The sequence below is a fragment of the Proteocatella sp. QWL-06 genome (assembly GCF_058684135.1).
Map to the genome: position 1 here is coordinate 2,386,994 of NZ_CM178755.1, position 14,398 is coordinate 2,401,391.

Below are 14,398 nucleotides of genomic sequence, written 5' to 3' on the forward strand. Positions count from 1 at the left end.
GAGAATGAAGTTTTTTGACCCCCAAACTTTAATAATTAAGAATCCTAGATTATTCAACATCTACAAAAACGTAGAACACAGAATAATTTAGGATTTTTTTTGTTTAATTCAATATTTATTGTATGACAAAAAAGCCACTTGATAGTTTCTCATGACTTATAAAAATCCGATAGGATTAAGCTATTTTTGCTTCATAGGTCTTAATTATTTCTTTTGAGAAGCGATAATACTTATTTAAATTTCTGCCTATAGCATACAAAAAGAACTCTTTATGTACTTTTTCAGATGTCCGGTGATTAAATCTTCTAAAATTATCATTTTCTTTGATGTCTCAAAAATGACCTTCGGTCTGAATGGAACGTATCTGACGATACAAGATACCTTTTTCACTTTGTACATTATTATTGGACTCTGTATTTAAGGTTTCCCAAAGCAGATTTATCTTCATAACTTTGTTTTTGTGGATATCTTTTTCTTCGTTGTATTTATACAAACAGTGTGGCTTAAACTCGCATCCGCTGCAATCTTTGCATTTGAAGTTTTATGTATGAATCTATGTTATTGTTTTTAAGGTAAACTAAGTTAGCTTCACTGGAATAACCACTGTCGGCCGTCACTTCCTGCGGAAAATTATTAAGATAAGCTTTATGTTTTTCAAGTACAGGAATAAGTGTATTGTAATCCGTTCGGTCATTGCTTATGTAAGTATGGATAATAAAGTAATTCTCAACTGCAATTTGAACGTTGTATGCTGGTTTTAACTGTCCGTTTTGCATATGATCATCTTTCATACGCATAAAGGTTGCTTCTATATCTGTTTTTGAATAGCTATTTCTATCAGTTCCCATAAGCTTGAAATGTTCTTTATATTTCAATAGTCTCGTTGAAGCTTCTTCAATTGCCTCATAGAGTTTTTGCAGCTCGCTTTTTTTATTTCTCTTTCCATGAACAAAGAGAATTTTTTCTGCGTCAGCAATGCGACTTAAGTTTGCTTGAAGCTCAATTAATTTCAATGGACATATATTGCCGATTTCAATGATTGAGTTGTTTGAAATCTTTTCCAGATTTAATGATTTTCGCTTTCTATTTTTAGCAATAATATCCTTAACTTTATCAATTCCTTCCACAACAAACATGGTTTCTAAAGGTAAGTTATAGGCTTTGTGATAATTTTGAGATTCCAGAAACTGATTATATCTTAGGTACAGCTTATCAATATTATCCAGAAGACCTGCTAAATGATAATTTACAGTTCCTCTCCATACAAATGTATATCTATTTCATTTGCTTCAATTTTAGTGCCATCAATAAATAGGGTTATAGCCTTTTCTTCCCTTGTTTGAGTATCTAACCAGCAGCTAGAAAAATCGAAATCCTCCAATATATTTATTAGGGTATAGACTGGATCGTCAGCAGATAAACCTAAATTGTAAAAATTAAAATTAATAACCTGTTGTCCTTTTTCAAAAAATCGGTTATAATATTGTTTCATGAGTAGTTATATTTTATAATATAACGGAAAAAGATGGCAATATTATTTTGTCATCTTTTTTTTGTGTTTTTTTGCATTAAAAAAAGCGAGCTAGTCGCTTTTTCTTTGGGGGCTATTTCCCGACAGCCCCTTATGTTTTTAACTTAAAATCTATATATTCAGAAGCTTCTGCGCCATCATGAAGTAAAATATCAATGCAAATGCATCCACGAGCGTAGTTATCAAAGGAGCTGCCATTATCGCAGGATCTGCCCTTATCAGCTTTGCCAGCATTGGAAGCATGCATCCTGCCGCCTTTGATATGATTACTGTGACAAAAAGGCTCAGGGTTACTGTAAAAGCAATTACTTCATCCCCCGGATACATAATCAGGAGCCTTGCGAAGTTCACCAGGGACAGTATGCTGCCTGTGATTATGCTGACTCTGAGTTCCTTCCAAAGAACCTTTCCCGCATCCCTGAGTTTTATCTCAGAAAGCGCCATACCCCTTATGATAAGTGTCGAGCTCTGAGATCCTGCATTGCCTCCCGTATCAGTAAGCATTGGTATGAAGGTCACGAGGAGCGGGAATGCAGCAAATGCATGCTCGTATTTTTGAAGCACCGTTCCCGTAATCATGGCAGATATCATGAGCACCAGCAGCCACATGATCCTGTTCTTTGCCAGAGAGAACACGCTTGTCTTGAGATAGGGCTTTTCAGATGGCCTCATAGCTGCCATTATCTCAAAGTCCTCAGTAGCCTCCTCATTTATTACATCCAGTACATCATCTACGGTAACTATCCCTACGATTCTTCTTTCATTATCAGCTACCGGAAGCGATAAAAATCCATATTTCGAGAACAGCGCGGCAACCTCTTCGCGGTCATCATCAGTACTGACGTAAATAACGTCCTCTTCCATTATTTCCCCAAGCAGCACTTGCGGGTCCGAAAGTATCATGGTCTTTATGGATACAACCCCTTCGAGCCTCCTGCTGTCATCTGTGACATAGCACGTATATATGGTCTCCATGTCGCGCGCGTTTTCTCTTACCTTTTCAAATGCGCTGTCTACCGTCATGTTTTTCCTCAGGTGTATGAACTCAGACGTCATTATGCTGCCGGCGCTGTTTTCTCCATACATCAGATACTGATTTATGATATTTCGGGTATCAGCCTTTGCGTTTTTGAGTACCCTCTTGACCACGTACGCGGGAAGCTCCTCCAGAAGGTCTACCGCATCATCCACGAAGAGATCCTCAATTATCTCCGTAAGCTCTGTGTCTGTAGCAGATTTAATTATGTGCTCCTGGGTATCCAGCTCCAAATATGCAAATACCTCCGAGGATATATCCTTGGGGAGCATACGAAATACCAATGTCATCTTCTCGATTTCCAGCGTCTCGAGAAACTCTGAGATGTCTACCTCATTCATCTCTATGAGAAGCTCTCTTAGTTCAACAAATTTATTTTTTTCTGTAAGTTCATACAGCTCTGCATTTCTTTTTTCCATTTTTTTCCTCCTTTTAAAGAAGTACAAAAACAGGAAAACCGCCTTCAGATAAGTCTGAAAACGGCCGAAACTGCATGATCATGCATATTCAGGGCTAAGCTTGCATGCCCCGGGGCTCATTGAATGAACCGTCTGCAGAACATGATGATTCTGTTGATTCCGTTTTCATACTGTTTATGTCGCTGTGACTGTACACTCATTTACCTCCTTCATATGTTCAGTATCTTCTGTGCCATCGTGAAATAGAACACAAGCGCGAATACGTCTACAAGAGTCGTTATTATTGGTGCTGCCATTATCGCCGGGTCTGCATTCACGAGCCTCGCAAGCATGGGCAGGATGCATCCTGTAACCTTGGCTATTATAACTGTTGCGAAAAGGCTCAGTGCCACCACAAAAGCCAGCAGTGCATTGTCCGGATACATCATCAGCAGCCTCGCATAGTTTACTGCAGAAAGCGCGAATCCCACGAGCACGCTCACCCTTATTTCCTTCCAGATTACTCTTCCTATATCCTTCATGGATATCTCAGAGAGAGCCATACCCCTTATTATGAGGGTTGAGCTCTGAGATCCCGCGTTTCCTCCGGTTCCCGTAAGCATGGGAATGAAGGTCACAAGGAGCGGAAATGCCGCAAATGCGCTCTCAAATTTTTCAAGCACTTTCCCCGTGAGCATCGCAGATATCATGAGCACCAGCAGCCACATGATCCTGTTCTTTGCGAGCGAGAATACTCCCGTCCTCAGATACGGCTTTTCTGATGGCCTCATAGCCGCCATTATCTCAAAGTCCTCAGTTGCTTCTTCGTTGATTACGTCCACGGCGTCGTCTACTGTGACTATACCTACGAGCCTTCTTTCATGATCTACCACCGGAAGTGAAAGAAGCCCGTACTTTGAAAACAATGCTGCAACTTCTTCACGGTCATCATCCGTGCTCACGGAGATGACATCATCTTCCATTATTTCCTCAAGAAGTACATTGGGATCTGAAAGGATCATGCTTTTTATAGATACCACGCCTTCCAGACGCCTTCCCTCGTCGGTCACATAACAGGTGTATATGGTCTCCATGTCTCGCGCGGTCTTTCTTACCTTTTCGAACGCGTCATCCACTGTCATGTTTTTCCTCAGATGTATGAATTCGGCCGTCATTATGCTGCCGGCGCTGTTTTCTTCATACCTGAGAAACTGATTTATCAGATTTCGGGTCTCGCTTTTTGCATTTTTAAGTACCCTCTTGACTACGTACGCAGGTAGCTCCTCCAGAAGGTCAACCGCGTCGTCTACGAAAAGATCCTCTATTATCTCAGAAAGCTCGCTGTCCGTTACCGAGTTTATTATGTGCTCCTGAGTGTCTGATTCCAGGAATGCGAATACTTCCGAGGATATCTCCTTGGGCAGCATTCGAAATACTACTGTCATCTTCTCAATTTCAAGAGTCTCGAGAAACTCCGATATATCTACCTCATTCATCTCTATGAGGATCTCTCTGAGTTCAATGAATCTCTTTTTTTCTATAAGTTCATATAGTTCTGCATTTCTATTTTCCATTTTATCCTCCTTAAAAGAAGTACAAAAACAGGAAAAACCGCTTTCAGATTTTTCTGAAAACGGCCGAAACTGCATGTCCTTGCAACTATGGGGTGCAGGTGCTCCGCCCCGGAGGCTCATTAAATGAACCGTCTGCAGAATATGATGTTTCTATTGTTTCCGTTTTCATACTACGACTGTGACTGTCCACGTCTTTACCTCCTTAATTGCAATTTTTATGAATTAATTTTAATTTCAATTTCAGGTTTTCACCAACTATTAATTATACCGTAAACTGATATGAATTTCAAGTTTCATAAAAAAAAGAAAATCAGAGCTTTTGCCCTGATTCTCAAAAAATCATTGATCCAGTTTAGTATCTTTCTCAGGCTTGCATTCATGGCCTGCATCCTCACGCCATTCGCAGGTCTCATCGTCATCCTCAAGCTCTACTTCTGCTTCGCTTCCGTCTTCAAATATCTCGTCAAGATCATCAAGCTTATCTTCTACAGCTTTTTTTTTGATTTTGATCTTGTCCTTTATGTCATCCTTCATTTCCTTCAGGTCCTCTGACATCTCTTTTCCTGCTTTTTTAAGGTCTTCTACCTTCTCTTCCTTCACCTTGTTTATGTTTGTGACTTTTCCTTCAGAATCCACTACCTTTACGGTAACCTTATTTATCACAGTGGCTCCAAGTCCGATTACTGCGATCACAGGAGCTATAACAGCGCCTATCACTCCAACGGTAACCGGAATGCTGAGCACTACTTCTCCGTCATTCTCAACTATTATCCTGCTTACGTTTCCTTTTCTGATGTATTCCTTAAGCGTAGCAATTATTTCAGAGCCCTTGCCTTCCTTATCCTGCTTTCCGTCCTGTCCTGACTGTATAAGGATTATTGCTTCGACAACGTCACCATTGCATGCGTTAAGCGCATCTCTTGCTTCTTCGAATGTTACACCTGTTCTCTCAACGATTTTGTCTATCTTTTCCAAAGTTACCATAAAATCTCCTCCTTGTTTATATATAATATGTTTTATCTGCTTCTGGCTGGCATTGAACCAAAAAGAACGTCATTTGTGAATGCGAATTTTTCGATTGCCTCAAGCTCCATAGCTATATGGTGCATGTTGCGGTTGTCCTGTGGCTCCATTATCTCCGATATCTCCGCTCCCTGGGTCTTCTTGATGTATACGTAATGCTTCCAGAGCCTGTTTTTTATCTTCTCCAGAGTGGAAGGCTTTTTCATGAGCGTCGTGACGAATGCCTTGAGCTCATCTGCAAGCTCAGGGCTGAACTCGCTGTTTGCAATCCGGTTTCCCATGACCCTGGACTCTTTTTCATCGAGCTCCTGACAGAGGAATTTTACATTGTGCCAGAAATTATAAAGGTCATTCTTGTTTGTTATTTCCTGACTTTTTGCCCATACATAGGCATACAGCCTTCTCTTGTAATCCCATCTCCTGACAGGGCTTGCAAGAGAGAGTGCCGGTATAAGGAATATATCCTCATCAAGAAGCATAGCTCCAAATACTCCGGGCGGTTTCCCTGCCCTGTTGTTCTTGAGAGTCGTGCGCTCTATTCCGCAGGTAGGGCTGCCGTCCATGTATATGAATGCATCCACCTCTGACCTCCTGAGGATATCCATGCAGAGATTGCTGGCAAACAATATGTCTTCAGTCACATCATCTCCATCCCTCGCCACTATTTTAGCACGGCCTTCGATGACATCTCTGCCGCTTTCTCCCTGTATCCTTATCTGACTTCTTGGCGTTCCCATTCCCGACATTACCTCCGGGCATACAGGACACCATATGAAATTGGACATATCCCTTCCAAATTCAGATACGAGATCCCAGCCTTTTCTGTTGTATCTTGTCTTTGACCCGTATGCACAGGCGCTTATGCCCACGCGTATCTTTCTATGCAGTATGTTATCCATATTACCTCCATCTGGTCATAATCCGATATCTGATAATATTTATACCCTTATTTCCAGGTTTCTTAACAAGGAATACATCATAAAAAAAATTAATCTATTAAATATCTTATTTCACGGTATCGAATTCTATTATAACTTTGAACTGGTCTCCATCGAGAATGACTCTGAAGTCTCCGTTGCAGGCACTCGTAAAGCTCCTCGCTATCGAAAGCCCCAGCCCGCTTCCTTCTGTAGCCCTGCTCCTGTCGCCTCTGGTGAATCTCTCTGTTATCTCCGTTTCCGAAAAATCAAGCTCATAGGCTGAAGTGTTCTTTATTTCCGCTATGGCTCTGCCGTCCTTCTCCTTCAGCGTGACGAATATCCTGGTATTCTCAAGGGAATATTTGAGCGCATTATCAATTATGTTCTGAAATACCCGATACAGCTTCTTTCCATCTCCTGTTATCATTACAGGCTTTTCCGGGAGTGTCTGTCTTATGCTTCTCCCGCTTGCTTCTATCGCATCTGACATATCAGCAAGCGTCTGCTCCATGAGCTTTTTCATGTCCAGCTTCTCCATCTCAAGCTCAGCATTTCCGCTCGTGCTTTTTGAAAGGTCGAACAGATCGGATATTATGTTCTTGAGCCTCTCGGATTTTTTCTTTATCACGGCAACGTAGTCTCTGGCTTCATCGGGCAGATTATCCGTACCTTCGAGAAGGTCCACATATCCTATTATGGATGTGAGAGGGGTCTTTAGGTCATGCGATACATTTGTGATAAGCTCCGACTTCATCTTCTCTGCCTTCACCGCTCCCTGCACTGCCTTGTCAAAGCCTTCCGCTATGTTGTTTATGTCATCTATGACCTCACTGAGCTCTCTGCATGATGCAAACGAGATCTTGTGTCCAAGGTTTCCGTTTCTTATCTCTCTTACTCCCCTTGCCATCTCTGAAAAATCCTTTATCTCCTTTGCTGCGGGCCTCAGCAGATAAAAGACTATCACCGGATAGGTCAGTATCGCCCACAGCGGTCCCATGGCTGCGCTCAGCGCAAGGTTTACAAGCAGAACCGTCATTACAAGCACTATCCACCTGAAATGCCTCTTCGCCAGCTTTTCGCCCATAAGGCTGTTGATCGCAGTCCTCATATTCATGGCTCTTCTCCTGAAAAACTTCAGGACTGTCCTGAATAGAGATTTCATCCATGCAAGGCTCCTGAAGACGAGCGTGTATCTAAGAATTTCCTTTCTTTTGATCCGCTTGGCGAAGTTTGTCACAAAATATATGTTGTACAGCACAAACAGCGCCGAAAGAAGCCAGAGCAGAGTGACTATGACCTCAGCATTTGCCGATTCGTCTATTATGTTCTTATACAGCACTATAAATCCCGCTCCAAAGCCAAGCTCTGCAAAAAAGGTTATTACAAGAAATATGTCAAAGTAAACCCTGTCATAAAGACGGATAATTACCTCATCGCCCTTTTTGCCCTGTCCTGCAAAGATCATAAGCCACAGCGCTCCTGCAAGTATCGCTCCTATCCCGGCAACAGTGCTGTAGAATATGATGCGGCCTTCCGGAGAATCCGGGCTCATATCATATCCCTGTTCAGCCAGTATCTGCTTTGGTACCGCAACCTTTATCATAACATCTTTGTAGGCGCCATTTTCCATATAGCTCTGGCCGAACTCATTTACTATATACCTGCTCTCTAAATTGCTTTGCTGCGATATCTCGGGAATTATCCCATCCTGAAGCACTGTCCTGCCATCTGAAGTGACCAGGTACCTGTACCCCTTCTTGAGGTAATCGTCAAGCCGGCCCTGCATGCTCGCTCTTGCTTCGTCATCAGGATAATAGTTCCAGCCATCCTCAGAATTCTTCTCTGAGAATTTGAGTGGCCCTATCATATCTGCTATTTCCTGCGTGTCATAATATACTTTTGAGTTATAATAGCTATCTCCCTCGATGAAGACTGCAACGCTTTCAAGGCTTCCCGGATTTGAAATGTTCAAAGTTATCGCTGACATTCCTGCTATTATAAATAGTACTGCTATGAATTTAAAAAATCCGTTATATAAATTTATTCTCGATTTTGTATCCAATTCCCCACACCACCTTAAGATATTCAGGCTCCTTTGTATTTATCTCTATCTTTTCACGGATTCTTCTTATATGGACCATCACGGTATTCTCCACCGCATATGCTTCTTCATTCCAGACTCTTTCGTAGATCTCCTCTGCAGGAAACACCCTGCCAGGATTTTCCATTAGGAGCTTGAGGATTTTGTACTCCGTGGCCGTGAGCTTTTCCTCCTTGCCGTCCACAGTTATGGTCTTCGAGCTCTTATCAAGCTCGAGGCCGCCCACAGTTATCATGTCAGCGTGTCCTGAAGACATATCCTGAAGCCGCCCTGAGCTTCCAAGATAAAGATATCTCCTAAGCTGGGATTTTACCCTCGCCACCAGCTCCATGGGATTATATGGCTTGGACACATAATCATCTGCGCCCATGCTCAGCCCCAGCACCTTGTCGCTGTCTTCGGTCTTTGCCGAGAGTATTATTATGGGAATATTCTTCTTCTCCCTTATCTTCATGGTTGCAGAAAGCCCGTCAAGTCTTGGCATCATGATATCCAGTATTATGAGGTCCACATGGCTGGAGGCTATCGTCTCAAGCGCCTGCATTCCGTCATTTGCCGTAAGGGTTATGTATCCTTCTTTTTCAAGGATCTTGGCTACGGAATCTGCAATCTCCCTGTCATCATCCACCACCAGTATCGTGGCCTCTCCTGATTTCGCATCTGCTGTTTCTCTGTTCAATTTGCTTCTCCTTTCGTTTGATTTTCCACATGGTCTTTTCCGTGAATGAGATAAGCCTGTGAACATTATTCTAAATGCAAATTCTTACATGACTATGCATATTTTTCTTACATTTTTCTTAATTTTTCAATATGGAACTAATTCATCTCTCTCTAATATAGTATACTGAATCTTCATCAATAAGCAATGGTTGAATTCGTGCATACTATGGTGATATAATAAAAATATAACAAGACTAAGACACAGAGAGGTGTAAAGTGAGAGAATTATTAGAGAACATGGTCGAAGAAAGCAGGAAGTTTACAGTACAGGGAAAGCTCGCAGACTACATACCCGAGCTCGTTAAATACAACAGGGACGACCTGGGAATATACCTTATAAGGAATGACGGGAAAGAATTTTATGCAGGTGACTTTGACAGGCTCTTTACAATACAGAGCGTATGCAAGCCCCTTATACTGCTGCTTGCGCTGATTGACAACGGAGAGGATTTCATAAGAGAGAGGATCGGCGTCGAATCGACAGGAAAGCCCTTCAATGCCATAATGGACTTCTCGCAGGTTGAGGACCTGAGGGAGCACATAAATCCCATGGTTAATATAGGTGCAATCGCCATGTGCTCCATTATACAGGGAAAAGACAGGGATGAAAAATTCCAGAGGCTTCTGGACCTTACGAAAAAGCTTTCAGGGAATGAGAGCATAGGAATAAATCAGGATGTGTTCGAATCTGAGAAAAAAACCGGTGACAGGAACCGGGCTCTCGCATACCTTCTGAAGAGCTACGGCATGATAAATGAAGACGTTGAAGATGTGCTTGACGTATATTTCAAGGCCTGCTCAATAGAGATAACCTGCAAGGACCTCGCAAACATAGCTTTCGTGCTTTCAAACAACGGAAGAGCAAAAGGCACAGACGAAAAGATAGTTTCCAAGAAATATACGAGGTTTGTAAATGCGATCCTGATGACCTGTGGCATGTATGACGGCGCAGGGGATTTTGCCATAAGAGTAGGAATGCCCGCAAAGAGCGGCGTAGGCGGCGGCATACTCTCTGTGGCTCCAAGCATCATGGGAATAGGCATATATGGACCGGCGCTCGATTCAAAGGGAAACAGCGTGGCCGGAATAAAACTTCTTGAAAAGCTGAGCAGCTCGCTTTACCTCAGCGTTTTCTAGCATAATTTAAAAAAAGCAAGTGCAGAGACCTTATTAAGGACCTGCACTTGCTCGTTTTCGTATTAAGTTTTTGTTCCCATAAATTTTATTTACCAGCTTGAGCCGCCTCCGCCTCCGGAGCCGCCTCCTGAAAAGCCTCCGCCTATGCTTCCGCCGGAGCTCGATGTGCTCTGCGGTTTTGGCGTGCTCATCACGGAATTGAAGCTGTTCATACTGTTACTGATAGCGTTTGCAAACAATATCGTGTTAAAGGTCCCGCCGTATCCATCCGTCCTGTACCAGTCAGGAGGCTGAGTAATTATAGATTCAAAATTCTTTGCCCATCTGTCGGTAACTCCAAGCACCATAGCATAAGGAAGCGTGCTGTAGAAATAATGGGGATTTTCTTCGACAAGCATGTTTATCCTGTCCTTTTCAGCTGTCTGAAGGAACTCTCTGAATCCGAGCATCCTGCCGTAAAATTCGTTTCCGGTCTCTGTCCTCCCATCACACATGGAAGCCATTGCCCCAAGAGCCGCCGAACCTGCAAGAGCAAGTGCCAGAGGTATAGCGCTGTTTTGAGTATTGCTTAGATAAAGCGCCAGAGCCCAGGCCATGAGGCTTAATGCTGTGAGCATTATCAGCCCTGCAAAATATCCGAATTTCTTTTCCCTGTATCTGTTGCGACTGATGAAATATATCAGCATCCATACCGGGAACATTGCCCCAACCGAAGACATGAAAGCCAGTACGGCAGTTATCCCAAAAGTATCTGCAAACGCCGTGTTTATTGCCGGTATGAATCCGAGAAACGCAGTCAAAATCGACAGCAGCATCAGTGTGAATGAGATAAGGAGGTTTATCCTCTTATATACTCTCCTGTCAGGATCATCCTGCCATGATGACCTTACCATTTCCTTCACTGCATTCATGACCTTATAAAACTTATACTCGAGCTCTTCCGTAGTAACCCTGGTTCCGTCTCCGAATTCATCGAACAGAGATTCGAACATGGTTTTTTCATATGATTTTGCATCTGCACTTATATCTGAGAGCTTGTGGAGCGTAAATGTCTTTTTGGAAGACAGCAGCTTCTTCTCCGTATGCTCCTCGATCTCAATATAGCCCCTGTCTGCCCAGTATATGATCAGCGATGTTATATCCATAGGGTCTACCGAATTGTCTATTATAAACCCTGCGTCCGCAGGTGTAACACCTTCCGGAGCGTAGAACTCCACCGTCTGAACAAACGGCTTGCTCCTTCCCTTCCTGAACCAGAAAAAAGCTCCAAGCGCAGTGATGGCAGGCAGTATTGCCATATAGTACTTCTGCACTATATCTGCAGGAGTTGTTTTTTTGTGAGCCTCGCTGAAATAGCCTTCCTCAAGCGGAAGCGCTACTGTAAGAGCCTCATATGGCTCAAGCTTTGTGCTGAGTTTTCCTGTTATTATATTTCCATCAACGCTGTATTTTACAGCCTCACTGTCCTTGCTTCCCTCAGTGCCATAGGTGAAGTTGAGCTTTTCACTGTCAAATGCTGACGGCATCTCGATCCTGAACTTTACATTATCTATAAAGCAGTCCCACTGAGTACCGATAAGGTTGAAATAAAGCTCGTCCATGTCATCGAGATAGTCATAGCCAATCTCATATTCATACAGTATAGTGTATTTTTGCTTCTGAGCTGCAAAGGTATCCGCATCTCCTATCTTTATATTGAGATTTCCACCTTCTCTGTAGGTTTCAAAATTATGCCCGGGAACGCTGACAGATTTTACCTCTGCCCGCTTTCCTCCATTTGTCTTCAGGGGAATGCTCCTTATTATGCCGTGTCTCTGCTCGCTGAAATCCACCTCGAGGACTTCGGTTATACTGTAACTGTTGTCCAAATTGGCCTTCATGTCAATGTCATATGACGATATGTTAAAGGCCTCGAGCGCAAGCACGCTTTGCGGGATCAGCGCCAGCAAAAGTGAAATAATCATTAAAGATAATTTTTTCAAATTATGTCCTCCCGTCTGATAAATTTAAATACAGACTCCCGAAAAATCCCGGCAGTTAAAACTGTACCTTCACATTTTCCCTCTCAGCCTCTTCAGCCTCAAAGAATGGATATTTCTTGAATCCTGCCATATTTGCGACAATATTTGACGGGAACATCTCGATCTTGGTATTGAGCGCCCTTACAGCGCCATTGTAGTATTTTCTTGCCTGCGATATCTCATTTTCTATCGAAGACAGCTGATTCTGAAGATTGAGAAAGCTAGTGTCCGCCTTGAGATCAGGATAGCTTTCAGAAACAGCGAAAAGGCTCTTGAGCGTTCCAGAGAGCATATTCTCATTCTGGACTCTCTCATCGATGCTCTGAGATCCCATGGCCATTGTTCTTGCACTGATTACTTTTTCGAGAGTTTCCTTCTCATGGATCGCATAGTGCTTTACAGTCTCAACCAGGTTCGGAATAAGATCATAACGCTTTTTAAGATACACGTCCATCGTAGAGAAAGCTTCATCCGTCTGATTTCTGAGCCTTACAAATGTATTGTAATAAGCTATGGACATTACTGCGGCAATTACCACCAGCGCCAGAATTATCATAAGTGCTCCACCCATAATATTACCTCCTTGTGTGTAAAAAAATAAAATAAAATTAATAATCTACCATCTCGAATTCAGATATTCATAGGTTTCCCTCTCAGTTCTGAGAATCTGCTCTATGTCAGGATTTTCGATGACCTTATGCGCCTTCATGCTGTCTTCAATCATGGCTGTTATGTCAAGAAAACCTATTTCCCTGTTAAGGAATCTGCTTACCGCAAGCTCATTTGCAGCATTGTAAACAGTGGTCATTGATCCTCCGGTTTTCAGCGCCTCAAATGCGAGCGCCAGGCCTCTGAAGTTCTCAAAATCAGGCTCCTCAAAGGTTATCTGCTTAAGTGCCCCAAAATCCAGCCTTTCTCCAGGCAGCGGTCTTCTGTGAGGATAATATATCGCATACTGTATCGGAAGCCTCATGTCAGGCGTGCCAAGCTGCGCCATTATGCCGCCATCCACGAACTCGACCATTGAATGTATAACGCTCTGCGGCTGAACTATCACCTTTATATCCTCTGCATCAAGGCCAAAAAGCCATTTTGCCTCGATTACCTCGAGCCCCTTGTTGACCATGGTAGCCGAATCTATGGTTATCTTTCTTCCCATGGACCAGTTTGGATGCTTTAGCGCATCCTCAAGCCTTACATCCTTCATCTGTTCTCTGGTCCTTCCTCTGAAGGGACCTCCGGATGCGGTTATTATTATCCTGCTTACCTCTCTCTGATCCTCGCCCGTCAGGCACTGAAGTATGGCGCTGTGCTCGCTGTCCACCGGAAGTATCCTTACGTTCTTTTCTTTTGCAAGCGGCATTATTATGTGCCCTGCCGTTACGAGGGTCTCCTTGTTTGCCAGAGCTATGTCCTTACCCGCGTTTATCGCCGCTACGGTAGGCCTGAGCCCCATCATTCCGACCACAGCCGTAACGACAGTATCCGCAGATGGATGCTGCGCCGCCTCAATGAGTCCGTCCATTCCCCAGAGGACCTTTACTCCGGTTCCTTCCAGTTTTTTTCTGAGTTTTTCAGCATCCTTTTTCTCCGCAACGCTCACCACTTCAGGCGAAAACTCCCTTGCCTGCTGCTCCAGGAGCTCTATGTTTGAGCCTGCAGAAAGCGCCACTACCCTTATATCCTCATTATTCCTCACAACATCGAGAGTCTGAGTACCGATTGACCCCGTAGACCCTAATACCGCTATATTTTTCATCTTCATATCATTTTCCTTCTCATTCTGATTAATTGTTTTCTTATCGTTTATATTATCACATACAGATTATACGCTTAATTTAATCAATCTACAACTGTTGAAATTGATTCAGACATAATGATAACACTATGATACCCAAATTGAGCCCTGAATAATTTTTTTTGATGAATTGTATTAA

The 14,398-nt window shown here is 43.0% G+C and carries 13 protein-coding genes; 1 reads left to right on the plus strand and 12 read right to left on the minus strand.

The window, feature by feature from the left end; translation table 11 throughout:
- Nucleotides 1-331 precede the first annotated feature (331 nt).
- From AC4PGZ_RS11385 to AC4PGZ_RS11425, 9 genes are all read right to left on the minus strand, one after another.
- Nucleotides 332-493 carry a hypothetical protein gene (locus tag AC4PGZ_RS11385; RefSeq protein WP_492158736.1) on the minus strand — a complete coding sequence of 54 codons (162 nt, stop codon included), beginning with the start codon at nt 491-493 and terminating at the stop codon, nt 332-334.
- 10 nt (nt 494-503) lie between these two features.
- The gene (locus AC4PGZ_RS11390) at nt 504-1,127 is read right to left on the minus strand and encodes a transposase (protein ID WP_492158737.1); all 624 of its coding nucleotides are present in this window, start codon (nt 1,125-1,127) and stop codon (nt 504-506) included.
- A gap of 119 nt (nt 1,128-1,246) precedes the next feature.
- A complete protein-coding gene (locus AC4PGZ_RS11395; protein WP_492158738.1) occupies nt 1,247-1,492 on the minus strand; it encodes a hypothetical protein in 246 nt (81 codons plus the stop codon).
- Nucleotides 1,493-1,642: 150 nt separating this feature from the next.
- A complete protein-coding gene (gene mgtE, locus AC4PGZ_RS11400; RefSeq protein WP_492158739.1) occupies nt 1,643-2,986 on the minus strand; it encodes a magnesium transporter in 1,344 nt (447 codons plus the stop codon).
- 209 nt (nt 2,987-3,195) lie between these two features.
- Nucleotides 3,196-4,539: a magnesium transporter gene (gene mgtE, locus AC4PGZ_RS11405; protein ID WP_492158740.1), complete on the minus strand. Its 1,344-nt coding sequence runs from the start codon at nt 4,537-4,539 to the stop codon at nt 3,196-3,198.
- 339 nt (nt 4,540-4,878) lie between these two features.
- Nucleotides 4,879-5,523, minus strand: coding sequence for a DUF4342 domain-containing protein (locus tag AC4PGZ_RS11410; RefSeq protein WP_492158741.1), 645 nt, complete (start codon nt 5,521-5,523; stop codon nt 4,879-4,881).
- A 32-nt stretch (nt 5,524-5,555) separates the two neighbouring features.
- Nucleotides 5,556-6,461 (minus strand): 2-thiouracil desulfurase family protein, encoded by a 906-nt coding sequence (locus AC4PGZ_RS11415; RefSeq protein WP_492158742.1) that lies wholly within the window; start codon nt 6,459-6,461, stop codon nt 5,556-5,558.
- A 106-nt stretch (nt 6,462-6,567) separates the two neighbouring features.
- On the minus strand, nt 6,568-8,544 hold the full coding sequence (locus tag AC4PGZ_RS11420; RefSeq protein WP_492158743.1) for a sensor histidine kinase: 1,977 nt from the start codon (nt 8,542-8,544) through the stop codon (nt 6,568-6,570).
- Complete coding sequence (locus tag AC4PGZ_RS11425) at nt 8,513-9,262, minus strand: response regulator transcription factor (RefSeq protein ID WP_492158744.1); 750 nt, start codon at nt 9,260-9,262, stop codon at nt 8,513-8,515. The genes AC4PGZ_RS11420 and AC4PGZ_RS11425 overlap by 32 nt, the downstream gene beginning before the upstream one ends.
- Nucleotides 9,263-9,519: 257 nt before the next feature.
- On the opposite strand from AC4PGZ_RS11425, the gene glsA reads away from it, so the two are divergent.
- Nucleotides 9,520-10,440: a glutaminase A gene (gene glsA, locus AC4PGZ_RS11430; RefSeq protein WP_492158745.1), complete on the plus strand. Its 921-nt coding sequence runs from the start codon at nt 9,520-9,522 to the stop codon at nt 10,438-10,440.
- 89 nt (nt 10,441-10,529) lie between these two features.
- On the opposite strand, the gene AC4PGZ_RS11435 is transcribed toward glsA, so the two are convergent.
- The 3 genes from AC4PGZ_RS11435 to AC4PGZ_RS11445 are packed head-to-tail and all read right to left on the minus strand — an operon-like array spanning nt 10,530 to nt 14,220.
- The gene (locus AC4PGZ_RS11435) at nt 10,530-12,422 is read right to left on the minus strand and encodes a DUF2207 domain-containing protein (RefSeq protein WP_492158746.1); all 1,893 of its coding nucleotides are present in this window, start codon (nt 12,420-12,422) and stop codon (nt 10,530-10,532) included.
- Nucleotides 12,423-12,477: 55 nt separating this feature from the next.
- Entirely contained in the window at nt 12,478-13,032 is a 555-nt protein-coding gene (locus AC4PGZ_RS11440; RefSeq protein WP_492158747.1) for a LemA family protein, read from the minus strand.
- A 45-nt stretch (nt 13,033-13,077) separates the two neighbouring features.
- A complete protein-coding gene (locus AC4PGZ_RS11445) occupies nt 13,078-14,220 on the minus strand; it encodes a 1-deoxy-D-xylulose-5-phosphate reductoisomerase (protein ID WP_492160272.1) in 1,143 nt (380 codons plus the stop codon).
- Nucleotides 14,221-14,398 lie beyond the last annotated feature (178 nt).

Excerpts from the sequence above, each read along its gene's own strand:
- AC4PGZ_RS11395 (WP_492158738.1), bottom strand. The coding sequence starts at position 1,492 with ATGAAACAATATTATAACCGATTTTTTGAAAAAGGACAACAGGTTATT.
- mgtE (WP_492158739.1), bottom strand. The coding sequence starts at position 2,986 with ATGGAAAAAAGAAATGCAGAGCTGTATGAACTTACAGAAAAAAATAAA.
- mgtE (WP_492158740.1), bottom strand. The coding sequence starts at position 4,539 with ATGGAAAATAGAAATGCAGAACTATATGAACTTATAGAAAAAAAGAGA.
- AC4PGZ_RS11410 (WP_492158741.1), bottom strand. The coding sequence starts at position 5,523 with ATGGTAACTTTGGAAAAGATAGACAAAATCGTTGAGAGAACAGGTGTA.
- AC4PGZ_RS11415 (WP_492158742.1), bottom strand. The coding sequence starts at position 6,461 with ATGGATAACATACTGCATAGAAAGATACGCGTGGGCATAAGCGCCTGT.
- AC4PGZ_RS11440 (WP_492158747.1), bottom strand. The coding sequence starts at position 13,032 with ATGGGTGGAGCACTTATGATAATTCTGGCGCTGGTGGTAATTGCCGCA.
- AC4PGZ_RS11445 (WP_492160272.1), bottom strand. The coding sequence starts at position 14,220 with ATGAAAAATATAGCGGTATTAGGGTCTACGGGGTCAATCGGTACTCAG.